This window comes from Lysinibacillus sp. NPDC093197 (assembly GCF_044754025.1).
Taxonomy (GTDB): domain Bacteria; phylum Bacillota; class Bacilli; order Bacillales_A; family Planococcaceae; genus Lysinibacillus.
Window position 1 is genome coordinate 471,774 of sequence record NZ_JBIVOH010000002.1, and the last position, 23,735, is coordinate 495,508.

At 39.1% G+C, this 23,735-nt stretch carries 26 protein-coding genes; 1 reads left to right on the forward strand and 25 read right to left on the reverse strand.

Annotated features, from left to right (window positions below):
- Positions 1-22 precede the first annotated feature (22 nt).
- On the forward strand, positions 23-892 hold the full coding sequence (locus ACIP9G_RS08195; RefSeq protein ID WP_340825188.1) for a YitT family protein: 870 nt from the start codon (positions 23-25) through the stop codon (positions 890-892).
- Positions 893-1,178: 286 nt separating this feature from the next.
- Here ACIP9G_RS08195 and ACIP9G_RS08200 read toward each other — a convergent pair whose 3' ends face one another.
- From ACIP9G_RS08200 to folE, 25 genes are all read right to left on the reverse strand, one after another.
- Entirely contained in the window at positions 1,179-1,853 is a 675-nt protein-coding gene (locus ACIP9G_RS08200; protein WP_427428250.1) for a zinc metallopeptidase, read from the reverse strand.
- 60 nt (positions 1,854-1,913) lie between these two features.
- Positions 1,914-2,510, reverse strand: coding sequence for a lipoprotein heptaprenylglyceryl N-acetyltransferase LhaT (gene lhaT, locus ACIP9G_RS08205; protein ID WP_340825189.1), 597 nt, complete (start codon positions 2,508-2,510; stop codon positions 1,914-1,916).
- A 225-nt stretch (positions 2,511-2,735) separates the two neighbouring features.
- A complete protein-coding gene (locus tag ACIP9G_RS08210; RefSeq protein WP_340825191.1) occupies positions 2,736-3,509 on the reverse strand; it encodes a menaquinol-cytochrome c reductase cytochrome b/c subunit in 774 nt (257 codons plus the stop codon).
- 42 nt (positions 3,510-3,551) lie between these two features.
- Complete coding sequence (gene qcrB, locus ACIP9G_RS08215) at positions 3,552-4,226, reverse strand: menaquinol-cytochrome c reductase cytochrome b subunit (RefSeq protein WP_024364262.1); 675 nt, start codon at positions 4,224-4,226, stop codon at positions 3,552-3,554.
- A gap of 22 nt (positions 4,227-4,248) precedes the next feature.
- On the reverse strand, positions 4,249-4,752 hold the full coding sequence (locus ACIP9G_RS08220; RefSeq protein ID WP_340825192.1) for a Rieske (2Fe-2S) protein: 504 nt from the start codon (positions 4,750-4,752) through the stop codon (positions 4,249-4,251).
- Between the two features lie 155 nt (positions 4,753-4,907).
- Positions 4,908-5,357: a DUF2487 family protein gene (locus ACIP9G_RS08225; protein WP_340825193.1), complete on the reverse strand. Its 450-nt coding sequence runs from the start codon at positions 5,355-5,357 to the stop codon at positions 4,908-4,910.
- Between the two features lie 150 nt (positions 5,358-5,507).
- A complete protein-coding gene (locus ACIP9G_RS08230; protein ID WP_024364265.1) occupies positions 5,508-6,065 on the reverse strand; it encodes a ReoY family proteolytic degradation factor in 558 nt (185 codons plus the stop codon).
- A 14-nt stretch (positions 6,066-6,079) separates the two neighbouring features.
- The gene (locus ACIP9G_RS08235; protein ID WP_401018717.1) at positions 6,080-7,348 is read right to left on the reverse strand and encodes a tetratricopeptide repeat protein; all 1,269 of its coding nucleotides are present in this window, start codon (positions 7,346-7,348) and stop codon (positions 6,080-6,082) included.
- A 94-nt stretch (positions 7,349-7,442) separates the two neighbouring features.
- Entirely contained in the window at positions 7,443-8,732 is a 1,290-nt protein-coding gene (gene aroA, locus ACIP9G_RS08240) for a 3-phosphoshikimate 1-carboxyvinyltransferase (protein ID WP_401018718.1), read from the reverse strand.
- 105 nt (positions 8,733-8,837) lie between these two features.
- The gene (locus tag ACIP9G_RS08245; protein ID WP_401018719.1) at positions 8,838-9,935 is read right to left on the reverse strand and encodes a prephenate dehydrogenase; all 1,098 of its coding nucleotides are present in this window, start codon (positions 9,933-9,935) and stop codon (positions 8,838-8,840) included.
- Positions 9,932-11,032, reverse strand: a complete 1,101-nt coding sequence (gene hisC, locus ACIP9G_RS08250) for a histidinol-phosphate transaminase (RefSeq protein ID WP_401018720.1) — start codon at positions 11,030-11,032, stop codon at positions 9,932-9,934. Before hisC ends, ACIP9G_RS08245 begins: the two co-directional genes overlap by 4 nt.
- Positions 11,033-11,050: 18 nt before the next feature.
- Positions 11,051-11,419, reverse strand: a complete 369-nt coding sequence (aroH, locus tag ACIP9G_RS08255; RefSeq protein ID WP_340825201.1) for a chorismate mutase — start codon at positions 11,417-11,419, stop codon at positions 11,051-11,053.
- Positions 11,416-12,507 (reverse strand): 3-dehydroquinate synthase, encoded by a 1,092-nt coding sequence (gene aroB / locus ACIP9G_RS08260; protein ID WP_401018721.1) that lies wholly within the window; start codon positions 12,505-12,507, stop codon positions 11,416-11,418. Before aroB ends, aroH begins: the two co-directional genes overlap by 4 nt.
- Positions 12,508-12,510: 3 nt before the next feature.
- Positions 12,511-13,692: a chorismate synthase gene (aroC, locus tag ACIP9G_RS08265; RefSeq protein WP_340825203.1), complete on the reverse strand. Its 1,182-nt coding sequence runs from the start codon at positions 13,690-13,692 to the stop codon at positions 12,511-12,513.
- Positions 13,693-14,054: 362 nt separating this feature from the next.
- Complete coding sequence (locus ACIP9G_RS08270) at positions 14,055-14,825, reverse strand: CheR family methyltransferase (RefSeq protein WP_340825204.1); 771 nt, start codon at positions 14,823-14,825, stop codon at positions 14,055-14,057.
- A gap of 83 nt (positions 14,826-14,908) precedes the next feature.
- Positions 14,909-15,139 carry a hypothetical protein gene (locus ACIP9G_RS08275; RefSeq protein ID WP_340825205.1) on the reverse strand — a complete coding sequence of 77 codons (231 nt, stop codon included), beginning with the start codon at positions 15,137-15,139 and terminating at the stop codon, positions 14,909-14,911.
- Positions 15,140-15,370: 231 nt separating this feature from the next.
- Complete coding sequence (locus ACIP9G_RS08280) at positions 15,371-16,996, reverse strand: long-chain fatty acid--CoA ligase (RefSeq protein WP_401018723.1); 1,626 nt, start codon at positions 16,994-16,996, stop codon at positions 15,371-15,373.
- Positions 16,997-17,124: 128 nt separating this feature from the next.
- On the reverse strand, positions 17,125-17,892 hold the full coding sequence (locus ACIP9G_RS08285) for a 3-hydroxyacyl-CoA dehydrogenase (protein WP_401018724.1): 768 nt from the start codon (positions 17,890-17,892) through the stop codon (positions 17,125-17,127).
- A 14-nt stretch (positions 17,893-17,906) separates the two neighbouring features.
- On the reverse strand, positions 17,907-19,055 hold the full coding sequence (locus ACIP9G_RS08290) for a thiolase family protein (protein WP_401018725.1): 1,149 nt from the start codon (positions 19,053-19,055) through the stop codon (positions 17,907-17,909).
- A gap of 355 nt (positions 19,056-19,410) precedes the next feature.
- Positions 19,411-19,827, reverse strand: coding sequence for a nucleoside-diphosphate kinase (gene ndk, locus ACIP9G_RS08295; protein ID WP_340825209.1), 417 nt, complete (start codon positions 19,825-19,827; stop codon positions 19,411-19,413).
- Positions 19,828-19,913: 86 nt separating this feature from the next.
- A complete protein-coding gene (gene hepT, locus ACIP9G_RS08300) occupies positions 19,914-20,888 on the reverse strand; it encodes a heptaprenyl diphosphate synthase component II (protein WP_340825211.1) in 975 nt (324 codons plus the stop codon).
- A gap of 19 nt (positions 20,889-20,907) precedes the next feature.
- A complete protein-coding gene (locus tag ACIP9G_RS08305) occupies positions 20,908-21,612 on the reverse strand; it encodes a demethylmenaquinone methyltransferase (RefSeq protein WP_401018726.1) in 705 nt (234 codons plus the stop codon).
- Between the two features lie 16 nt (positions 21,613-21,628).
- Entirely contained in the window at positions 21,629-22,396 is a 768-nt protein-coding gene (locus tag ACIP9G_RS08310) for a heptaprenyl diphosphate synthase component 1 (RefSeq protein WP_340825214.1), read from the reverse strand.
- A gap of 313 nt (positions 22,397-22,709) precedes the next feature.
- A complete protein-coding gene (gene mtrB, locus ACIP9G_RS08315) occupies positions 22,710-22,928 on the reverse strand; it encodes a trp RNA-binding attenuation protein MtrB (protein ID WP_010858802.1) in 219 nt (72 codons plus the stop codon).
- Positions 22,929-22,991: 63 nt separating this feature from the next.
- Positions 22,992-23,561: a GTP cyclohydrolase I FolE gene (gene folE / locus ACIP9G_RS08320; RefSeq protein ID WP_401018728.1), complete on the reverse strand. Its 570-nt coding sequence runs from the start codon at positions 23,559-23,561 to the stop codon at positions 22,992-22,994.
- Positions 23,562-23,735: the final 174 nt, after the last annotated feature.

Genomic DNA, 23,735 nt, shown 5'->3' on the forward strand with positions numbered 1-23,735 from the left:
GTTAGGAATTACAGGAGGTCTTATGTTTAAACAGATCAGAATTCGTAATATTATCGCAATAATGCTCGGAGCAGCCATTTTTAGCTTTGGTTTTGTACACTTTAACATGCAAAATCAGCTAGGTGAAGGTGGTTTTAGTGGGATTACCCTTGTTCTTTATTTTACACTAGGTTGGGATCCTGCATTACTTAATTTAATATTGAATATTCCAATGTTTATTTTAGGTTGGCGTCTACTTGGTAAAAAATCTTTTATTTACACATTAATAGGTACAATTTCAGTATCCATTTTCCTGAAAATCTTTCAGAAATATCAGTTCACAATTCACTTAGAGGATGATTTATTCCTCGTAGCATTGTTTGCGGGTGTTTTCGTTGGACTAGGGCTCGGTATTGTTTTCCGCTATGGTGGCACTACGGGCGGTGTGGATATATTAGCACGTCTAGGCCATAAATATCTAGGCTGGAGTATGGGAAAAACAATGTTCATGTTCGATGCTATTGTTATACTATTATCATGGCTAACATTTTTAGATGCACGTTCTATGATGTATACGCTTGTCGCAGTGTTCGTAGGCGCACGCGTCATCGATTTTGTTCAAGACGGAGCCTATGCAGGGCGCGGAGCACTCATTATTTCGGAGAAGTCTAGCACAATTGCAGATTTGATTTCGTTACGTATGGAAAGAGGCGTGACGATTTTAGAAGGACATGGTCACTTTACTAAGCAGGAAAAAGAAGTGATATACTGCGTTGTTGGACGCAATGAAGTTGTACGTTTAAAATCGATTATCCATGAGGTCGATCCTCATGCCTTCGTCTCTATTTCTGAAGTTCGAGATGTTGCTGGAGAAGGCTTCACGCTCGACGATCAAAAACAACCATTACATTAAGAATAGGCAAAAGAGCAAAAGTGTTAGATTGATGCTAATTCAATCTAACACTTTTTGCTGCTAAACACGATATTGTACGCTACGGCGGTTGCTTTCAACAGGTTCATGGATTTCTATCGGCGATTTCTTTTGTCCTACCGGCGATTCATAGACTTCTATCGGCGATTTCCCCTGTCCTACCGGCGATTTATGGACTTCTATCGGCGATTTCCCCTGTCCTACCGGCGATTTATCATACAAATAAAAAAGCTTGTTATAGTGGTCATCCCACTATAACAAGTTTTTCTTAGTCGTCATTACGCATATTTGTAAAGATTAAAATTAATCGTAATAATTCTAAAACAGCTACTGCTGTAGCAGCTACATAAGTTAACGCAGCGGCACTTAACACTTTACGTGCTGGACGTTCCTCTTCATTCGTAATAATACCAAGTGAATTCATTTGCACGAGAGCACGCTTTGATGCGTCGAACTCAACTGGTAATGTTACTAATTGGAACACTACGCCTGCTGCTAATAAGACGATACCTAACAATAACATATTAGATAAACCTGAAAAAATCCCGATCATAACGAAAACCCAAGAGAAGCCAGATGAAATATTCGCAACTGGAACTAGCTTACTACGTAAAGTAAGCATTGAATATGCCTCTTTATGCTGTATCGCATGGCCTACTTCGTGGGCAGCAACTGCTGCACCTGCTACACTTGCCTCATAAAAGTTACTTTCTGATAATGCGACTGTTTTTGTCGCAGGGTTGTAGTGATCAGATAACACACCTTGTGTTGGCACAACTCGCACATCGTACAAGCCGTTCGCATCTAAGATCGCCCTTGCTACCTCAGCACCAGTTTGTCCCTTCATGGTACGTTCCTTTGCAAACTTATTATACGTACCTTTTACCTTCATTTGAGCGTACAATGGCAGTAGCATAATAATCGCAAAATAAACAATATACATGCCTGTTGACAATTTTCTAACCCCTTTCTACCTCGATACTATAATTCTATAGAGATTTCCCTAATTGGGCAAATATTTGCGCCACCTAATTGAGAAAATAGCGATAAAAATACAAGCAATTGATAACCAAAAAGTAAAATATCCAATGGCACTTGTATATTCAGCTAAATCACGATACATTGGCATTTGCCCAAATACATAGTCTATGACATCATTATGCAATGTCCATACAGCTGCAACCACAACATGCCAATATGAAAATACATATTTACCGATGTAAAGGACGCCTTGGAATGCCATCGCAAAATGTGAGCCGATAAGCATCCAGCCTTGCCAGCCGATGTAGCCTGTTTCAACGAGAGTCCAGAGATTCATTACATCTGCCCAAATACCATATTTAACTAATGTGACAAGTGCTAACACTTCCATTAATGGCCATCTTTTTCCTAATATCCATGCCAACAGCACAAAACAAAAAAACAAACTAGCAGTCGGACTATCTGGTACAAAAATATAAAAAATCGGCTTCGTAATCGCTAATTGCCAGCCATACCAATAATAGCCGTAAATCGTTCCTAATAAGTTAATAAGTAGTAATACTATTAAAAATGTTTTATGCGTAAGGAGGTACCAAATATTTGCACGTGTCATTTGCATGATTAAAACTCCTTTACTATCCGTCCATACTAAGATGTCTTTTTCTTTAACTTTTATGTATTTTTTGGCGGCTAAGCCTCTATGGCACTTTTATGTTACAACAAGTGGCTCATTGCAAAATAAAGTTTTATCCATAGACTTTCCTAATTAATTATATCAAACCTATGTGCTAAATGTTTAATAAAAGCTAGAAAAAAAGAGTCAGTTTCCCGACTCTTTTTAACATTATTCAGCTTTTAAGCTTTCGATAAATTCAGCTAGCTTTTGAAGATCTTCATCAGATCCTGTCCATAAACCTGCTGGCATTTTACCACTTGGTGAACCATTGTGGGCAATGTCTTTAATTTCATCAGCTGTTAAGCCTGTATTCATAAGTGTTGGCGCACCAGCACCACCTTCTAAGCCTTCACCATGACATGTAATACATGCAGAGCCAGCATAGATTTGGTAACCTTCTGAGCCTTTATCGAACTCTACAGTTTCCACGATAGCACCTTGAATTTTTTGAGCTTCCCAGTCATGATTTACAACTGACTCCCAAGTTAAATAGAACATAGCAGCCAATGTTAATAACATAAACGCAGTTGGTAACGGGCGTTTAGACGGACGGCGTTCTGGACTCTTATCTAAAAATGGCATTAATAATAGCGCTCCAAATGCTAGACCTGGAATGACAATTGCTCCGATAACATTATATGGACCAGAAGCAAATGAGTATTTTAAGAGTTGGTACATGAATAAGAAGTACCAGTCCGGTAATGGCGTGTATGCTCTTGTTGGATCAGCTGGCCCTTCAAGTGGAGATGGGTGAGCGACTGTTAACAATAAATAAGCGATTAAGAAAACAGCACCTACCATCCATTCTTTTAGTAAGAAGTTCGGCCAGAAAGCTTCAGTTTTACCTGGATATTCGGAATAATCCTTTGGAACGTTCGGCATTCTGTGATTCGCTTTAATACGAGAATCGCCGACAAATTTCATTCCTTTTCCGCGATGCATAGTGTCCCCTCCTTTAAAAAATCATCGAACCGTCAAGAATTATTACAACGGCCCTGAAATTCCTTGACGTCGAATCATGATAAAGTGTGCTGCAAGTAACCCAAACAATACTGCAGGCAAGAAGAATACATGAATCGCAAAGAATCGTGTTAACGTTTGAGCACCAAGAATAGTACTGTCACCCGCTAATAATACTTTAATCATCGAACCAATAAATGGTACAGATGCCGCAATTTCGATACCTACTTTAGTAGCGAACAATGCTTTCATATCCCATGGTAATAAGTATCCTGTAAAGCCAAGACCCATCATTACACCAAAAATACCTACACCAACCATCCAGTTTAACTCACGAGGTTTTTTATAAGAACCCGTGAAGAATACACGAAGCGTATGTAAGAACATCATTACAATTACTAATGAAGCTCCCCAGTGGTGCATACCGCGTACGATTTCACCGAATGCTACTTCGTTTTGTAAATAATAAACTGATTTCCAAGCATTCACGACGTCTGGTACATAGTACATTGTTAAGAACATACCAGATAGAATTTGAATTACTGTGATGAAAAATGTTAATCCACCGAAGCAGTAAACGAATGCTGAAAAATGGTGTGCAGGGTTCACGTGCTCTGGCACTTCGTGGTCGGCAATATCACGCCAAATCGGTGTAATATCTAATCGTTCATCGACCCAATCATAAATTTTGTTTAGCACTGAATTCGTACCCCCTTACAAATTAAACTAGAGTATTTGCTCTTGCTGGACCAATCATTAAATAACCATCTTTTTCTTGTACTTCAAATTCATCCAACGGACCTAGAGGCGGTGTACCTGCAATGTTTTTCCCGTTTTTCTCGTAACGCCCTGCATGACAAGGACAGAAGAATTGATTTGGGTGTGCTGAATCGCCATTCCAGTCCACCATACATCCTAAATGCTTACAAACAGGTGATAGAGCAATTATTTGGTCGCCTTCTTTGTAAACCCAAGCTACGTTTGTAACATTAGATTTGTACCAAGCGTCAACTTGTTCAAATGTGAAGTCAACTTTAACTGGCTCTGCATTGATGTCAGCGACTTTATGTTCCGTTTTGATAAAATCCCCACCCTCATGCTTTTGTAAAACTGGGTCAATTGCAAAACGAACCATTGGCATCAACATACCTGCCGCCATAAATCCGCCAACACCAGTAAGTGTGTAGCTTAGAAATTGACGACGTGAAACTCGATTGTTACTCATCCTTTTCCCCCCTCTAACTTTAAAGGTCAGTCCAACGGACATACTTTTACAAATAGTAATACTAGGACATATCTATGATATATCAAGTCCATAGCTTGGTCAATATAGCATTCTGTGGAAACCTGGAGAATGTGAACATTTATTGAAACAAATTGCTAAATTTGTGACCATTTGGTCGAAAATGCAGGTATTACTTGACGTAACTGATCTTCGAGAATGGTATTTTTCACGCTCATATCCATGGATTCTAGTGGAATAGCCGGTAACCAAATAATATTTACAACATCTCCAATATTTGTCCAAAAATGGTCACAAGTAATGAAGAACACATGCTTAAAGCCAGCAGTATGTAATTGTGTTTCTAATTGCACTGGCATTTCTTCGCTTTTTAAAGCAGTACTATACGAAAATGGTGGCATGACTAGTAAGCGGCCTTTAAACTGTTGTTCGATAAAAGCTGTAAGCGATAACAAAAAATCTGATTCTGCCCCACTTTGCTTCAATTTTTCAGCACTAAAATCGATTCCTACGAGTGGAATAATTGCCGTATCGATAAAATCCTTCTGCGCTAAAAACGATGTCACATCGTTAGCATTAAAATACATCCAATAACCCCCCTACTGTTACAAATATAAAAATGCCCTTTTCCACTCTTTTATAGGATAACCAATAAAAAGTGAAAACAATCATTCACTAGTCATGTTACCATATAGAGGTGGATAAAGGGCATTCAATTTTTACCTATTGACTTAAGACTATTGTAAATTAGCAGTTTCTTTTAAAACTTGTAACAAATTAGACAATTCATAAAATCGTTCTTCATCGCCTTTATCTAATGCTTCATCAATTTGTGCAAGTAATTTTTCTTCTTGGAATACGAGTAAACTATTGGAAAGTAACTCTTCTGCCAGTAAACGGTCTTTTTCACTTACAATTAATGTTTCTGGCATATAAGGGTTTTCTTCAAGAACTGCTAAGTATTGTGCACTTGGCGGTATATTTGGAAAGTTCAGTTGTATATACATATCTTCTTGTTCATGTAAACGTAAGTCATGGAACGATTTTTCAGCATCTGCTGTCATCACATTGCCTTTATAAAAACGAAATGGTACACCTGTTGAGTCTACTGTAGACATCACCATAGCTCTAGGACAATAGTGCGCTTCTTCTACAAACCGTATTCGTTTTAACAACTCATCATTACTTAATAAGTAATTTAAAATCCATACACACTCACGACGTTTTAATTGGTAATTTTTCAAAAACCAGCGAACAAATGCTTTTTTATCGACAACTGATACAGAAGCAGTCATACCCACTCCCTCCTTTACTCTAATTCTAAGCCTTCTAACATCTCTTGCCATTGTGGTTCACCTGGTTGAAGCTTGATTAAATGACCGAGAACTTCTTTAACTTCTGAACGCTTGCCTTCTTCTAATAAGAAATAAACATATTTTTCTAAAAATGCTGCGTCTTCCTTAAAATCAGTATATGCCAAACGGTAAAATTCGTATGCACGGTCGTACAATTCTAAATTTGCATATGCGTCTGCAGCGTAGGGATATAAAGTTATCCATTCAAAATCATTTTTTTGTAATGTCTCAAATAATTCAACGACATCTTCATAGCGTTCTTGTTGCGTAAATACGGAAATAAGCGTTAGCACGGCTTCCATATACTCAGGATCTAACGCAATTGCTTCTCGTAAATAATTTTCTGCTTCTTCTGGCAAAGCGTTTTTTAATGCCATTTTACCAGCAAATAAGAATAATGATTTATCGTACTCATCGCGCTTCAAGCCTTCTTTAATAGCTGCATAAGCTTTTTTATTGTCCTCTGTCATGGCATAGCTTTCCGCTAGCAATAAATAAGCTGAGAAATAGTCAGGGTCTAATTCTTTTAAGTCTTCTAATTGATTAATCGCCAATTCATATTTTTGCGATTGGAACGCAGCATATGCAGCACCAAATAAAGTATCTGGCTTCACTTCGTCATCTAGAGCTGCTAAATAATAGTCTAAAGCTGTTTCATAGGCAGCGCCCGCACGATATACTTCAGCTAGTCGTTCAACGAGACTGATGCCTGCAAATTCCTCTTGTTGCTCATGTAATTCTTCGTAAAGGCGCGCAGCCTCTAGAAAACGTCCTGTCTCAAATAATAACTCTGCTTTAGCAAAATGTAGTAGTGGCTCATCAGGTAAGATCGCTAACGCCTCGTTAATGCGCTTTTCTGCCACTTCAAATAAACCTTGCATTTGATAATAATCGGCTAGCACTAGTAATGCTTGCGGATACTCTGGGGCTGTATCTTCGACTGCTAACAACATGTCTAATGCCTCGTCCTCATCACCAAGCTCCATTAAGACGTTGGCACGGTCAATTTTTAGTTGTGCCTCCTCTGGGAATAAAAATTGCAGATGCTCCAGTACACGGTCCGCTTCTTTCATGTAACCATATTGCATAAAAACTTCCGCTAGTGCGTATATTTCCTCAGGTAATTCCTTCATTAAAAAAGATTCTAGAAGCTGATCTATTAAAGCTAAATCCCCTTGCTCAAGTGCTTGCATCATTTCCGTCATTGCATTATTCACAGTCATTCACCTATTCTTTCATGTATATCTTTATGCTACAAAATATTTTCTTTTGAAACAAGAAAAAACTCCCCAAACGGATTGGGGAGTCAAGTGTTGACTATTTCTTCACAGACTCAACATGCTCGAAAAACGACGGATAGGAAACAGCGATGCATTCTGCATCGTCTAATGTCACTGCCCCATCCGTTATTAACGCTGCCACAGCGCCCATCATACCGATACGGTGATCCCCGTATGTTTTCAGGCTTGCCCCATATAATGGCGTTGGTCCTTCGATAATCATACCATCCTCAGTTGCTTCAATATGAGCACCTAGTTTTTTCAGCTCATCCACCACGGCAGTAATGCGATCCGTTTCTTTGACTTTGAGCTCCTCAGCATCCTTGATAATTGTTTTACCGTGAGCCTGTGTTGCTAAAAGTGCAAGAATTGGAATTTCGTCGATTAATCTCGGAATCATATTCCCTTGAATAATAGTTCCGTTTAACGTAGACGTTTCAACAGTAATTGTTGCAGTTGGCTCAGATTGACCGTCTTCATTAGCTACTATTGTTATAGAGGCTCCCATGTTCTGAAGAACTTCTATAATACCGTCACGCGTTGGATTCACCCCAACATTTTCTAAGACAATTTTACTATCATGACAAATTGCACCTGCTACTAAGAAAAATGCTGCTGATGAAATATCGCCTGGCACTGACACATGTGTACCTGAAAGTGTTTGTCCGCCTTCAAAAGTAATTACCCCATCTGCTACAGTTATTTGCGCCCCAAATTGACGTAGCATGCGCTCAGTATGGTCACGGGACACCTCTGTTTCACGTACAATTGTTGTACCTTGCGCACGTAAAGCTGCTAGTAAAATAGCTGATTTCACTTGTGCACTGGCAACAGGCATTTGATAGTCAATAGCTTGTAGCTTTGTACCTTGTATGGCAAGTGGTGTATATTGTCCATCCGCACGACCTGTAATGTGAGCACCCATTTGACGTAATGGATCAATCACACGTCGCATCGGACGTTTACCGATAGATGCATCTCCTGTCATCACGCTATGTACTTTGGAGCCAGCTAAAATCCCGAGCATTAAGCGTGTTGTTGTACCAGAGTTCCCTGTGTAAAGCACCTCGCTAGGTTCCTGCCAAGCTTCCATACCAGCGCTTTCGATTGTTACATTTGTACCGTCCACATCAATCTTCACACCAAGCTTGCGGAAACAATCAATAGTGCTTAAACAATCTTCACCAAGTAAAAAGCCGTCAACCGTTGTTTTCCCTGTTGCAATCGCCCCAAACATGACAGAACGATGTGAAACAGATTTATCACCAGGGATTGTTAATAGCCCTTGTAAAGATGGTTTATTATATTGTAATACTTTTTCACTCATAATTATCTCTCGCCTCCATATGAAGATAGAAAGCGCCGATATATCGACGCTTTCTTCATTGTATTTAGCCATTCATCGCCTCTTATGAGACGTTAATGCACTAATCTATGAAATATACGTTTCAAAGTTTGCTCGCTTTTGAATACATGCTGCGGCACGTTCACGATCACTTTCACTTTGCAGGCTAATCACAAGAATACCGAAAACATCTTCACGTGATTCTACAATTCGTAAATTTGTAATGCTAATTGCTTCATCTGCTAGTAGGCCTGTTACCTCAGAAATCACCCCTGGATAGTCAGGAACATCTACGTACAAGTCAAACGAAGTAAACATTGCTCCAGCACTAATTGGCAATTCATCACGTAGCTCTTTAGCAATAGCGAAATAACTTTCAATGTCTGCTGAGCTACCATTTAATAGCAGTTCCTTGACACGATCCATTTCAGTTTGCCAGCCTTCAAGCTGTGCTACTAATTCATCACGATTTTGAAGTGTAATATCACGCCACAAAATCGGATTAGAGGATGCAATACGTGTCACATCTCTGAACCCCCCTGCTGCAAGTGAGCGTGTCATTGGGTATTCACCATTTTCCCCGCCTAATTGATGCACAAGGGATGCAGCAATAACATGCGGAAAGTGACTAACTACAGCCGTCATATGATCGTGCTCACGTGCGGATACACTAACAACTTTGGCATGTGTGAATTTTAAAAGGCTTTCTAGCTGAGCCATATTAATAATTTCTTCGCCTGCGAGTGGTGTCAGCATATAATACGCATTTTCGAAAAGATGCGCTTTGGCAGCTAATACACCACTTTTATGAGAGCCTGCCATCGGGTGTCCACCGATAAACGTAATACCAAGCTCACGTAGCTCCCCGGCTTTTTGCATAATCATTTTTTTCGTACTACCTGTATCTGTTACAATAACTTTATTTTTTAACGGCCATGTTTTTAATTTTTCCATCCACTCGAGCGTAGCGTTGACAGGCGTTCCAAAAATAATGATATCTACCTCTGCTGCAACGTCTTTTGGATCTGTCACAATATCATGAACAATGTTTAATGTTTTGGCATGTTCACGGGTTTTTTCATCCATGTCATAGCCAATAATTTTAGTTTCAGGTGCCTTTTGTAAAGCAAGAGCAATCGAGCCCCCAATTAAGCCTAAACCAATAACGAGCACTTTGCGTGTCATGCAAAAACCCCTTGTTCTTTTAACACTTCTTCAAGATGCTCTAATAATGCTGCATTTTGTGCTTCCGTACCAATTGTTACACGGATAAAACCTGGCGCACCTAGAGCATTACCACTACGAATAATAAAACCACGCTTCATAAGCTCTTGGAAAACAACATCACTATCAGCATTCGTGTTAAAGAAAATAAAGTTTGTATCAGATGGGTAGTATTTCAAATTATGCTTTTCACAAAAATCAACGTATTGTTTTTTACCTATTTCATTTGCTACACAGCAAGTTTTTAAAAAGTCTTGATCACTTAATGCAATCGCCGCTACAGCTTGACTTAAAATTGTATTATTGAACGGTGCACGTACTGGATCCAGTTTTGAAATGACTTCTGGTTGACCAATTGCATAGCCTACTCGGAATGCGGCAAGACCGTATGCTTTAGAAAATGTGCGCATTAATATCACATTTGGATACTCATCAATTAAAGGTAGCGTTTCTTTATGACCTGGATGTGTCACATATTCGATATACGCTTCATCTAAAACTACAAGCACATCGCTTGGTACTTTCGCTAAAAATGCACGTAAATCTGTATCTGCAATGACTACACCTGTTGGATTATTCGGACTACATACCCACACAATAGAAGTATGTTCATCAATAGCTGCTGCCATTGCGTCTAAATCGTGTGCACCTTCAATACAAGGGATTTTACGAACTTCCGCACCTTCAATTTCAGCATTATGAATGTATTGTGAGAATGATGGATCTGCCATGACTGTATTCACACCTGGATACAACAGAGCACGAGTAAGAATTGCAATTATATCATCTGAACCATTTCCAAAAAGAAGCTGTGTTTCTTTGACACCAACATGTTTTGCCACAGCTGAACGTAAATTTTGTGCATAGCCGTCTGGATAGATTGCATAGTTTACTGCACTATTTTGTAAATATGCTGTTACCTTAGGTGAACAACCAAATGGGTTTTCATTTGAAGCTAACTTTACGACTTCTTGTAAGCCAAATTCACGTTGTACTTCTTCAATTGGTTTACCTGGCTTATATGCTTGCATACCGTCCAATTGTTGTTTCCATTTCATCTCAAACATCTCCTCTTATTATTTAGCTTGGGCTAAATCTGGTCTTAATTTCACAGCATCATTTAAATAAATATGCTGAACATCTTTTTGTGCCATTTCCACATTCGCATGGATTAAAACACGAATACATAATGGCAGGGCATCTGGCACATCCATTTCATGCATACACATAACAGGGACATACTGCCAGCCGTCCATTAACCTTACAGCACGTGCTGGAAACGCCGATGTAATATCTGGTGTCGTTGAAATAACGATTGATGCAATATCTTCTATCTCCACATGATTTGCTGCCACAACCTCACGCACTAATCTCGCTGTCTCATCCCATACAAGCTCTGGCTTGTCCAATTCAATTGTAATTGCACCTCTAAGTCCACGAATCATACAAGCACCTCCGCTAATAGCTGTCGGAATTCAGCATCTACCTCTTTGCATTCTGCTAACTCAATTGGTCGCACAAAAGGCTTCCCAATTTCTTCGAGTAACACAAATTGTAGGACACCGTATTCCGCTTTTTTATCTTTTAATAAATAGTCTGTTAATTGTTCAAATGTATAATCATTCACCGCATCAAAAGGATAGCCATTATTCAGCGCAAAACGTAAAAATGCTGTTGTGAATTCACGATTTAACTTACCATATCGTTCACTTAATAATAGACAATACACAAGACCAATCATCACCGCTTCACCATGTGCAACTTTCCCATAACCCGCAGCTGCTTCTATTGCATGGCCATATGTATGACCCAAATTTAAATATTTGCGCACTGACTGCTCTGTTTCATCCTCAGACACAATTTTCGCCTTTACTTCAATGCCAGCTTTTAAATGTTTGGCCAATTCAGATGTACTAAAATGGATAACTGAATCTGCAGCCATTAGCTCTTGAAGCCAAATGGCATTTGATATCATCGCATGCTTAATGACCTCTGCTGTACCTGAACGCACTTCACGCTCAGGTAAGCTTTCTGTAAAGACCGTATCGTAAATTACCCCTTCTGGTTGATAGAACGCACCAATCATATTTTTGCCTAGTGGATGGTTAATAGCTGTTTTACCGCCTACTGCTGAGTCATGCGCTAAAATCGTCGTTGGTATTTGGATAAAGGGCACTCCACGCATATATGTAGCTGCAACAAAGCCTGTTAAATCTCCAACTGCGCCTCCACCAAATGCAAAAATAAATGATTTACGTGAACATTTTTGTTCAAGCAAGAAAGTTTGTGCTGCATTGTATTGTTCAAATGTTTTACAAGCCTCACCACCTGGTAGCACAAATACCTCAAACGCATATGGGAAATTCCCCTTGAAATATTTCCCTTGGGCTGCCCACACATTGGCATCTGTAAAAACAATAAGCTTATCTGCTTTTTGCAGTTTATCATCAAATGTTTTCACTGCTTCGGCTAAAAAATTATGCCCAAGCACTACCTCATATTGATGTGATTTTGTTGCTACTGGTACACGCATATATTAAAACTCCTTTGCGTAACGGCGTTGTTCTTCGATTTGTGCTTTTAATTGTGGTAGTTGGTCTCCATGGAATTGGTCCATAATTGCGTTGGCAATTTCCCAGGCAATAACATGTTCAGCTACGACTGAAGCTGCTGGTACTGCACAGCTGTCTGAACGTTCTACGCTTGCTTTAAACGGTTCTTTTGTCTCTATATCAATACTTTGCAATGGTTTATATAATGTTGGAATTGGCTTCATAACACCTCGAACAACAATCGGCATGCCTGTAGACATTCCGCCTTCTAGGCCACCAAGACGATTCGTAGCACGAGTATAGCCATGCTCTTGGGACCAAATGATTTCGTCATGTACTTCTGAACCTTTACGGCGAGCCATTTCAAAACCAATACCAAATTCAACACCTTTAAAAGCATTAATAGACAACATTGCTGCTGCTAATTTTGCATCTAGTTTACGGTCGTAATGAACATAAGATCCAATACCAGCTGGCATACCTTCAACGATTACTTCAACAACACCGCCAATAGAATCGCCTGCTTTTTTCGCTTCATCGATTGCCTCAACCATTTTTGCTGAAGCAACAGGATCTACACAGTAGCAAGGATCTGCTTCGACGATTGTGCGAATTTCATCTACAGTCTTTCCTTCAATTACAGACGTGTCTGCTTTAATGCCTACGATTTCCGTTACATGTGACACAATTGAAATACCGAGCTCATTTAATAATGCTTTCGCAACAGCCCCTACTGCAACACGGACAGTCGTTTCACGTGCAGAAGAACGTTCTAAAACATTTCGTAAATCTCGATGGCCATATTTCATGCCTCCTACTAAATCAGCATGTCCTGGACGTGGACGTGAAATTTGACGTTTAATATCATCAGGATTAACATCATCTGCTAATGGTTCCGCGCCCATAATTTTCGTCCAATGCTTCCAGTCATCATTTGTGACAACTAGCGCGACAGGAGAGCCAAGTGTTTGTCCGTGGCGGACACCACCTACTATTTCTACTGTATCCGTTTCGATTTGCATACGACGGCCACGGCCATGACCTCCTTGGCGACGTTTTAAATCATGGTTAATTTTTTCTGCTGTTATTGGTAAAAGTGACGGTAAACCCTCAATTATTGTAGTTAATTGCGGTCCGTGTGATTCTCCTGCTGTTAAGTAACGCATAAACGCTTTCTCCCTTCAACTCGCTAAAGTATGTATTTTTCACTATAACATATATTCTCTAAAAAAACAGTCCTTTTGCAAATGTCATAGCACGTATTCATAAATCAATAAAGATAGACAGCATAGCATTATATGCGAATATTCTGAACGATTTATTTAAAAAAAGAGGTTTTTTTAACTACTTAAGTGCCACACAATAAGTCCAAGATTTTTTAACGTGAAACCGATTTACTTTAATAAAAAATACGCTTTTTGCTTATGCAAGCGAAAAGCGTACGGTCATCTATGTCTAGTGTCTTGGCAATTTATGTACGTGACAGTCATCTTATTTACTGTACGAAAGCTTTTCATCATTTAATTAATTATTTTTTTCGATAGAAGAATGTATCCTCTACTTCAAATTCGTAACGAGATGGATTAAAAATTTGCTCCGTTGATCCTACAAATAATATGCCATCTTGTCGTAATGCTTTACTGAAGTTCGCATATATTTGATCCTTTGCTTCTTCCGTAAAGTATATCATAACATTTCTACACACGATTAGATCATAATGAGAATCGTAATGATCGTTAAGCAGATTATGCTTTTTAAATGTGACACAGCGCTTAATTTCATCTTTAACTCGGTAGAAGTTTCCTTCTTGCTCAAAATACTTTGCTTGAATATCTTTTGGCACCTCTGCTAAAGAACGCTCCGGATAAACACCTAGCTTTGCCTTTTGAATTACATTTTCATCTAAATCAGTGGCGATTATTTGAATTTGCGATAATGGTACTAATTGCGATAATACCATTGCTAATGAATATGGCTCTTCTCCAGTTGAACATGCAGCACTCCAAATTTTCAAACGCTTGTTGGATTGTAGTAACTTCGGGAAAATTTTCTTTTGTAATACTTCCCAGCGCTTTCCATTTCGATAAAACTCAGACACATTAATCGTCATTCGATCTAAAAACTCATTCATCAAATCACGATCTTGCTCGAGTGCTTTTAGAAAATCAACAAAATTACGATATCCCTTTTTCTCGTAGAGTGAGGTCAATCGTCTTTTCATTTGCGCTTCTTTATATAACGCTAAATCAATTCCAGTTTTGCGCTTAATACCTTCAACAAATTGTTCATAATCAGACATACAGTCATCTTCCCCTCTAGCGTCGTATTTCCATTATAGCGGAAAAATGCCTTTACTGAAATAGTCTTTCCTTGTATTCAATGTTACTTTGTCGTATTTTTCTTTTCTTCTAGTAGTAGCACTTTCGAATGTTCTAATTCTAGTCGTAATTTTTCTGTTTCTTTTGTATATGATTCCAATCTTAGCTTTTCTAATTCAACTTCTTGTTCAATTGTTTTTAATTTTAATTTTTGCCCTTTTGTACGTGCATCGGTAAATATTCCAGCTAAAGCGACCATAATGCCGCCAATAATAGCAACAATAGCAATTTCCATTTTTTCTCTTCCCCCTATCTATATAGATTATACGATAAAACTAAAAAATAGTTTCCTTTTTTGAAAGTTCTTCAATCAATTCTCTTTTTAATCGGGAGAATGCTTGCTTTTCAGTGCAGAAATCGCAATCATCCGTTCCAAAAACGAAAAGAAGGCATCGAGTTTTCACTTCCTGATGCCTTCTATCGCTACTCTAAAATGAAGACGGTCAATTTACGCTTTCATTGATAGTTAAATTTCTACACGATAGTCTTTTAAATTTTCCCTTAGCTTTGCTTTCATAAATTTTCCGACAGATGTTTTCGGTACTTCATCTAAAAAGACTACATCATCAGGAATCCATGTTTTATGGAACTGTGACCGCAAACTGTCCAACAGCTCCTCCTTTATAATCGAGTCTTTATGCTCAGGTTTCGGAACAACACATGCCAATGGTCGTTCCAGCCACTTTTCATGTGGTATTGCCACCACTGCCGCTTCAAATACTTTCGGATGTGACATCAAAGCATTTTCAAGCTCCACTGACGAAATCCATTCGCCACCACTCTTAATTAAATCTTTTGTACGATCTGTAATTTTAATATATCCATCAGGCGTCATAACCGCAATATCTCCTGTGTATAACCAACCATCTTTAAAGGCTTCTGTTGTGCGCTCATCCTTATAATACTCATTAGCAATCCAAGGGCCTCTTAATGTAATTTCGCCCATTGTCTTGCCATCCCAAGGTACCTCACCATGTTCATTTACAATGCGCATATCAAGAAGAGGTACCGTTATCCCTTGCGTTGTTCGAACGTGCATTTTTTCGTCTGTCGTATAGTTTTGCATGTGTGATAAGTATGTTGATAAGCTAACAAGCGGTGATGTTTCTGTCATACCGTAGCCTGTATAATACGGAATGTTTTGCTCCTCCTCAAAGCCGCGCACAAGACCCATTGGAGATGCAGAACCTCCACAAATAATCGAACGTAAGGAAGATAAATCTCGTGGCTGTTGGCGTTGTTCTTGTAAAACGCCTAACCAAATAGTTGGAACCCCCGCTGTCAACGTTACTTTGTACTGCTCAAACAAATCGAGTAATAGCTGTGGCGTAAACATCGGTCCTGGTAATACTTGCGTCGCTCCAAATAACACACTAGCAAACGGTAAGCCCCAGGCATTGGCATGAAACATTGGTACGACTGGTAACACTACATCGCGCTCGCATATTGCTATGCTATCAGAAAGTCCCGCTGTAATACTATGAAGGACTATACTGCGATGTGTATAGACAACCCCCTTTGGCATGCCTGTTGTTGCACTCGTATAACACATACCAGCTGGTGCATTTTCATCAATATCATCAGGGAAGACAAAATCATCATTTGCCACTGCAAGAAGTTCTTCATAGGAAAGAGCATTCGGTAATGGCGAATTTTCTAACTCAACATCATCCCCCATGATAATAAAATGCTTCACCGTTTTAAGCTGTGACACAATGGGTGCAATAACAGGCACTAAATTTTCATCAATGAGTAAAATATCATCTTCTGCATGATTTATTACATACACGATATGTTCAGGCGCTAGTCGAATATTTATCATATGCAGCACAGCCCCTGCACACGGTACAGCAAAATATGCCTCTAAATGGCGATGATGATTCCAAGCGAAAGTACCAACTTTTACACCACGATCCATACCAAGTGTCGTAAGAGCATCCGCTAATTTACGGGTACGCTTCGCAAACTCTTTATAGGTAAACTCATGAATTGTTGTAGCGCTAGTACGCGAATATATTTTCTTCGCATGAAAATATCGCTCAGCTCGATTTAAAAAACTTGTTAATAGTAAAGGTGTATCCATCATATGCATAATATCGCTCCCTTTCGTTTTCACATTTAATTTGCTTTAACACTAAAGCCGACTGCTGCTACAAAAAAGATATTTACATTTAAGAATGAATCCATTTACTTCACAAGCACTAAAAACTTTTCAAACCATTATTTTGGCTGCATTCGTATCGCACCATCAAGGCGAATAACCTCACCATTGAGCATGACATTATGAATAATACTTTCCACAAGCATCGCATACTCAGATGGTTTTCCAAGACGTTTTGGGAATGGCGTCATACTAGCTAGTGCCGTGCGAGCTGGCTCTGCTAATGAGGCAAACATCGGAGTTTCGATTAACCCTGGCGCAATTGTCATTACGCGTATTCCCCAATCTGCAAGCTCACGTGCAATCGGCAATGTCATTGCAGCAACTCCGCCCTTTGAGGCGCTATAAGCTGCTTGTCCAATTTGACCATCGAAAGCGGCAACCGATGCTGTATTAATAATAACGCCTCGTTGTCCATCTTCGTCGGGCTCGTTTTGCTGCATTTTTTCGGCTGCAAGTCGAATGACATTAAATGTGCCTATTAAATTAACTGAAATTACTTTAGAAAATAGCTCAAGTGCATGTACTCCACGTTTTGAAATCACTTTACTTGCATCAGCAATCCCCGCACAGTTAACCGCCACGTTAATTCGACCAAATGTAGCGATAGCATGCTCCAGCCCAGCAGCTACATCTGCTTCTTGTGTCACATCAACGCGGGCGTAGCGAACACTTTCGCCTAATTCCTGCGTGATGTTATGCCCTCTTTCATCATTAACATCAAAAATGACCGCTTTGCCGCCTTCGTTAACAATTTTTCGTACAGTCGCTTCTCCTAAGCCTGATGCACCACCTGTTACAATCGCGACAACGTCATGACAGTTCATAGAACCCAACCCCTTTACATTTTTTCAATAATTGTGGCATTGGCCATCCCCATACCTTCGCAAATAGCGAGTAGGCCGTAGCGTAAGTTTTCACGTTGCATCCGATATAACATCGTCGTTAACAACTTTGTACCAGTAGCACCTAGTGGGTGTCCTAAAGCAATTGCTCCGCCATCTGGATTTAGCTTTGCTTGGTCTGCACCAATTTCATGTAACCAAGCAAGAGGAACAGGGGCAAATGCTTCATTCACCTCATACGTATCAATATCTTCAATTGACAGTCCTGCGCGTTTTAAGGCTTGTCTCGTAGCCTCGATTGGGCCCGTAAGCATAAGCGTTGGATCTGACCCTATTACAACGCGTGTCACTATTTTTGCAAGCGGTTGAATACCTAGCTCCTGTGCTTTTGCTAACGACATTAGCACGACAGCGGATGCACCGTCACTCATTTGACTTGCATTGCCAGCTGTAATAACTCCGTGCTCTTGAAAAACTGTTTTCAAGTCATGTAATCGTTCGATGGTCGTATCTGCGCGAGGTCCTTCATCGACTTCAAATGTAGTAACGGTTCCATCCTCTTGTGTTATATGGACAGGCATAATTTCCTGTTGAAAATGGCCTGTCTCTATCGCTGCTAATGCTCGTCTATGGCTTTCATAAGCAAAGTTATTCAATATGTCCTTTGAAAACTGCCATTTTGCAGCCATTTTTTCAGCTGATAGTCCTTGATGAATAATATGATAATTTTCTTGTAAGCGTTTTCCTTTATGGGCAGTTTGCATATTTGAAAACATTGGCACCCTTGTCATACTTTCAACACCACCAGCAATCACCACATCCATATCCCCTGCTAAAATAGCTTGTGCTCCAAAATGGACAGCTTGCTGGCTAGAACCGCATTGTCGATCAATCGTTACACCTGGAACCTTCTCTGGGAAACCTGCCATTAATAAAGCTGTACGTGCAATATTTGCACCTTGTTCACCTGTTTGTGTAACACAACCAAAAATAACATCCTCTACTTGTCCTTTGTCGATACCTGCTCGCTTAATAACTTCCTGTAGTACATCTGCTGCTAAGTCATCTGCACGTACATCTTTTAAAGCGCCTTTGCTTCGCCCTACCGCTGTACGAACAGCTGCTACAATCACTACTTCTCTCATATAAATCCCCCTTTTCTAAAACGATTCTGTCATACCCCTTAATTCATTTACGTTTAAGTTTATTTGCTTAGTAGAAAATATATACCGCTTTATGAAACTATTTACTAGTTACGAATTATCTGAATATTATATCATTTATTTTACATGACGAAGTCGTTATTAACAATTCTTTATGTATTTAAATAGAGTAGATTAAACTAAAGGCGAAGTCCTTCTTCAGTAACCAAGATTCGTCATTTTACACCCCCACGAATGGCAAAGTGATAACACTTACTGCTTACTGTTTTAAAATTATTTTAAGCAATAAAAAAAGAGCGACTCCAAGTTAATGGATATCGCTCTATATTTTATAAAATTAAACTAAATCTTCACCGAAGAATAAGCCAATTTCACGCTCTGCAGATGCAAGAGAGTCAGAACCGTGGATGATGTTGTGAGAAACAGTTGTTGCGTAGTCACCACGGATTGTACCTGGGTTAGATTCTTCTGGTTTAGTAGCACCCATCATTGTACGAGCAAGTTTAATTACGTTTTCGCCTTCCCATACCATAGCGAATACTGGACCAGAAGTGATGAAGTCTACTAATTCACCGAAGAATGGACGTTCAGCATGCTCAGCATAGTGTTTTTCTGCTAATTCTTGAGGGATTACCATTAATTTAGCGCCTTTTAATAAGAAACCGCGACGTTCAAAACGATCAACGATATCTCCTACTACTTGTCGTTCTACGCCATCAGGTTTAACCATTAAAAAAGTTTGTTCGATTGCCATGTTTAAAACACTCCTTAAATTCGTCTAACAGGTTTTACACCTACCGATAAATATTAACAAAAAATGAGCTTTAGCACAACAAAAAGCTAGAATTTACGCTTGCCCATAAACAAAGCGATGTCACGAAGCTTTTTCTTAATTGGATGTTTTGGTAAAGCATCTATTTCTTGTAAAGCTTTTTTCAAATACTTGTCGCTCATTTTATTAGCTTGTGTAATCGCATCAGATTTACGCACATATTGCAACATTTTTTGGCGCTCGGGCTCTGTTAATGTTCCCGCAAACACTTTTGCTAAATAAGGCTGCATCTGTTCATCATCTTTTAATAACAAAATCGGTAAAGTAATATTCCCTTGTAATAAGTCACTACCTGCTGGCTTCCCTAATTCTTTATCTGTCGCCATAATATCTAATACATCATCGATTATTTGAAAGCTCATGCCCACAAAGTAACCAAAGCGTTTCAAATGGCTTACAGTTTTGGCATCTACACCTGCTGCGACTGCACCAATCTCACAGCTAGAAGAAATAAGTAATGCCGTTTTACGTTTAATACGTCTGAAATAATCCTTTAAGCCCTGATCCAATCTAAACTTGTCTTCGATTTGAATAACTTCACCGTTACAAATTTCCACCATTGTTCGTGCCAAAATTTGATGAACAAGTGGGTCCTCGATTTTTGTGATGTATTCAAGTGCACGCGCAAAAATAAAATCGCCCGTGTACATTGCTACTCTGTTATTCCATTGGGATTTGACAGTTGGACGTCCTCGTCGCATATCGGAATCATCAATCACATCATCATGCACTAGCGACGCCATGTGAATGAGCTCTAAAGGCACAGCCACATTTTTCATCTTTTCGATATCATAATCGCCAAATTTTGCGCCAAGCAACACAAAAATTGGTCGGATTCGTTTGCCACCAGCTTGTAATAAATGGAGAGAAGCATCGTTAATTAAATGCGAAGACGAATTCACCGCTTTTTCTAATTCTTGTTCGATGATATCAATATCTGACTTCAAATCGGAATAGAGTAGTTTTAACTTCATCTTTTCCACGCTTGAAAACCTTCCCCCATTAACGTATCTTTTTAAAGCCCATATGCATTGCCGCAGCACCGCCACTGTATGCTTTGTACGTTACTTTTTCTAAACCTGCCTGTTCAAACATTGCCGCTAGCTTTTTCATACCTGGGAAATTATTTGCCGATTCCTGTAACCAGGAATATTCTTTATAGCTTTTCGCAAAAATTTTACCAAATATCGGCATGATAAATTTAAAATAAAAACGGAATAGTTGTCGATAACCAGGAATTTCTGATTGCGACGTTTCTAAACATACAACCATGCCACCAGGTTTTACGACGCGATGCATTTCTTTTAACACTTGCAAATAATCAGGAACATTACGTAGACCAAAACCAATCGTCACATAGTCAAATGTATCGTCTGGGAAAGGCAATTCCATTGCATTCCCTTGTATAAGCTCAATTTGCGGATAAGGCGTTATTTTTTGTTCGCCCACTTTCAGCATGTTTTTACTGAAATCCAATCCCTTTACTTCGCCACTTTTTCCAACTGCCTCAGCTAACGCAATTGTCCAGTCAGCTGTTCCACAACAAACATCCAGCGCTTTCGATCCAGGCTTGACAGCCATACGCTTCATCGTATCGTTACGCCAGCCAACATGCATTTGGAAGCTAATAACGCCATTCAATTTATCATAGTTTTCCGAAATACTTTCAAATACTTCGTGAACGTGCTCTTCTTTCGATTTAGCCATTTTAGTAAAACCTCTCTTATCCGTTTGTAGAAGCAATAGATGCCTCTACACGTGCTTGTAGAGCTTGTTTCACATCACTTTGTAAAAATGATGCTTGGTCTATCACCTGCAACAGCTCTGTTTTTAAGCGGGCAATTTTATCTTGTAAGACACCATTGAAGGTCGTACCTGCCTGTAATGCACTTTGTTCAAGCGCTTTACACATTAAAGATTTTTGTCCACGCTGATACATAGCCCATTCTCTTTCTAATCGTAACAATAATAAACTCTTTTCCATTAATGGAATATAATGATGCAATGCATAAAGCTCAAAAAACTTTGCAATTAAACCTGATTCAATATTGCTTATTGAAGAACACCATTGTTCAAATGTACGCTGTTCTGCCTCATATACTTTGATTTGATGTTCGCAGCGTGTCACGATTCCTTGTGACAAATTCCGAATCAATGCGACATTTCCTGACATTGCTAAAATTTCATAATATCGTCCACTATAAAAATCCCCAGCTAAAACGGTTAGCTGCTGTTCTTTTGAAGTGGCATCTAGTTCTTTAATATGATCATGTGCCGCTAGAGCTGCATATACAATTCCAACAGTTATTGCAGCTTCCCTTTGCTCTTGTTGCCACTCTTCGCCATTCAAAAAGGGAACTAACAAGTAAAACAGTTGATTTTCATCGAGCACAGGGACTCCTGTGTATTTTTGCAAAGTTCTATGACGAACATCCATGAAAATCTCTGTTTTTAACTGTGCAATTGAATTTTGAATGTATGTTGCATTCATAGACCTTACTCCATTTCACTTTCAAATACGTTAATCATCTATATGACTTAACGTTTGCTCACTGAGTCATTATAGCATAAGCATCGTTTCGGAATAAAAAGTTTTTACTTTCACCAACATGAACGGGCAGTAGAATTCCACCATAGAAATGCTCAGAAAAAATTGGTAGGAAATCTACTTGCCCGTAAAAACCAGTTTCAAGAACACATACTTATTGTTCTCGTATGTGTCATGCATCCGTGCACAATATAACTAACAATCATCGGCACTGTATATGGACCTTACCGATAAAAGCTACAATACAATACCTACGTTACTTTTTTCCTTCACTTTGGATAACACCATGTGCTGTATGGATTTGCGCTTTGCCACGAATTTTCATGGCAGATGTGTGCTCAGTAAATTGAGCAATCATGACTTCCCCTGCATCTAATTTTTCAGAATGATGAAATTTCGTATCCGTACCACGTGTTAAGCCTATTACATGTACGCCATCTTCTTCTGCCTGAATTACTATATAATCTTGCGCCATTGTCTGTACACTCCTTAAATCCGACAAATTCTTAGTCCATCATAACATAATTAGACAAGCAGTTTAAGACATTTGAATAAATGACAAGACTTCTCTACGTTTTACCTCATCTTGTTCATAAATGCCTCGTGCCACAGATGTAACAGTTTTAGATCCTGGTTTTTTCAGACCACGCATTGTCATGCACATATGCTCTGCCTCGATTACAACATAAACACCTTTTGGAGACAGCATTTCCATAATCGTATCCGCTACTGATGAAGTAATACGTTCTTGTAATTGTGGACGACGTGCAATTGTTTCAACCGCGCGACCTAATTTACTTAGTCCCGCTACAATGCCATCGTTTGGTATGTAAGCCACATGTGCTTTGCCATAAAACGGCACTAAATGATGCTCACACATTGAATAAAATGGGATATCCTTTACAAGCACTAATTCTTCATGATCCTCATGGAAGACAGTTTTAAAATAATCTTTTGCATCTTCATGTAAGCCACTAAACATTTCAGCATACATTTTAGCAACACGTTTTGGCGTATCAAGCAATCCTTCACGATTAATATCCTCGCCTACAGCTTCTAAAATCATTTTTACTGCTTCTTCTATTTTCAATAAATCAACATTCGACATTCGTAAAAACCCTCCTGCGTATCAAAGCATTACACATTTCCCTATGCATCGTAGCATATCCAAAAGTTAAGCGCAAAACGACTTACCTGATTTAAAAGAAATTCAACATATCTTCTTAAAGTTTTCGTTTATCGTGCTATGTATACAGTAAAAAATAAAGTCATCTTGTGACTA

Bases quoted from the DNA above. Each gene is read 5' to 3' on its own strand.
- ACIP9G_RS08195 (WP_340825188.1), top strand. From the start codon at position 23: ATGTTTAAACAGATCAGAATTCGTAATATTATCGCAATAATGCTCGGA.
- ACIP9G_RS08200 (WP_427428250.1), bottom strand. From the start codon at position 1,853: ATGTATATTGTTTATTTTGCGATTATTATGCTACTGCCATTGTACGCT.
- lhaT (WP_340825189.1), bottom strand. From the start codon at position 2,510: ATGCAAATGACACGTGCAAATATTTGGTACCTCCTTACGCATAAAACA.
- ACIP9G_RS08210 (WP_340825191.1), bottom strand. From the start codon at position 3,509: ATGCATCGCGGAAAAGGAATGAAATTTGTCGGCGATTCTCGTATTAAA.
- ACIP9G_RS08220 (WP_340825192.1), bottom strand. From the start codon at position 4,752: ATGAGTAACAATCGAGTTTCACGTCGTCAATTTCTAAGCTACACACTT.
- ACIP9G_RS08225 (WP_340825193.1), bottom strand. From the start codon at position 5,357: ATGTATTTTAATGCTAACGATGTGACATCGTTTTTAGCGCAGAAGGAT.
- ACIP9G_RS08230 (WP_024364265.1), bottom strand. From the start codon at position 6,065: ATGACTGCTTCTGTATCAGTTGTCGATAAAAAAGCATTTGTTCGCTGG.
- ACIP9G_RS08235 (WP_401018717.1), bottom strand. From the start codon at position 7,348: ATGACTGTGAATAATGCAATGACGGAAATGATGCAAGCACTTGAGCAA.
- aroA (WP_401018718.1), bottom strand. From the start codon at position 8,732: ATGAGTGAAAAAGTATTACAATATAATAAACCATCTTTACAAGGGCTA.
- ACIP9G_RS08245 (WP_401018719.1), bottom strand. From the start codon at position 9,935: ATGACACGCAAAGTGCTCGTTATTGGTTTAGGCTTAATTGGGGGCTCG.
- hisC (WP_401018720.1), bottom strand. From the start codon at position 11,032: ATGAAATGGAAACAACAATTGGACGGTATGCAAGCATATAAGCCAGGT.
- aroH (WP_340825201.1), bottom strand. From the start codon at position 11,419: ATGATTCGTGGACTTAGAGGTGCAATTACAATTGAATTGGACAAGCCA.
- aroB (WP_401018721.1), bottom strand. From the start codon at position 12,507: ATGCGTGTACCAGTAGCAACAAAATCACATCAATATGAGGTAGTGCTT.
- aroC (WP_340825203.1), bottom strand. From the start codon at position 13,692: ATGCGTTACTTAACAGCAGGAGAATCACACGGACCGCAATTAACTACA.
- ACIP9G_RS08270 (WP_340825204.1), bottom strand. From the start codon at position 14,825: ATGTCTGATTATGAACAATTTGTTGAAGGTATTAAGCGCAAAACTGGA.
- ACIP9G_RS08275 (WP_340825205.1), bottom strand. From the start codon at position 15,139: ATGGAAATTGCTATTGTTGCTATTATTGGCGGCATTATGGTCGCTTTA.
- ACIP9G_RS08280 (WP_401018723.1), bottom strand. From the start codon at position 16,996: ATGCATATGATGGATACACCTTTACTATTAACAAGTTTTTTAAATCGA.
- ACIP9G_RS08285 (WP_401018724.1), bottom strand. From the start codon at position 17,892: ATGAACTGTCATGACGTTGTCGCGATTGTAACAGGTGGTGCATCAGGC.
- ACIP9G_RS08290 (WP_401018725.1), bottom strand. From the start codon at position 19,055: ATGAGAGAAGTAGTGATTGTAGCAGCTGTTCGTACAGCGGTAGGGCGA.
- ndk (WP_340825209.1), bottom strand. From the start codon at position 19,827: ATGGCAATCGAACAAACTTTTTTAATGGTTAAACCTGATGGCGTAGAA.
- ACIP9G_RS08305 (WP_401018726.1), bottom strand. From the start codon at position 21,612: ATGGCTAAATCGAAAGAAGAGCACGTTCACGAAGTATTTGAAAGTATT.
- ACIP9G_RS08310 (WP_340825214.1), bottom strand. From the start codon at position 22,396: ATGAATGCAACATACATTCAAAATTCAATTGCACAGTTAAAAACAGAG.
- mtrB (WP_010858802.1), bottom strand. From the start codon at position 22,928: ATGGCGCAAGATTATATAGTAATTCAGGCAGAAGAAGATGGCGTACAT.
- folE (WP_401018728.1), bottom strand. From the start codon at position 23,561: ATGTCGAATGTTGATTTATTGAAAATAGAAGAAGCAGTAAAAATGATT.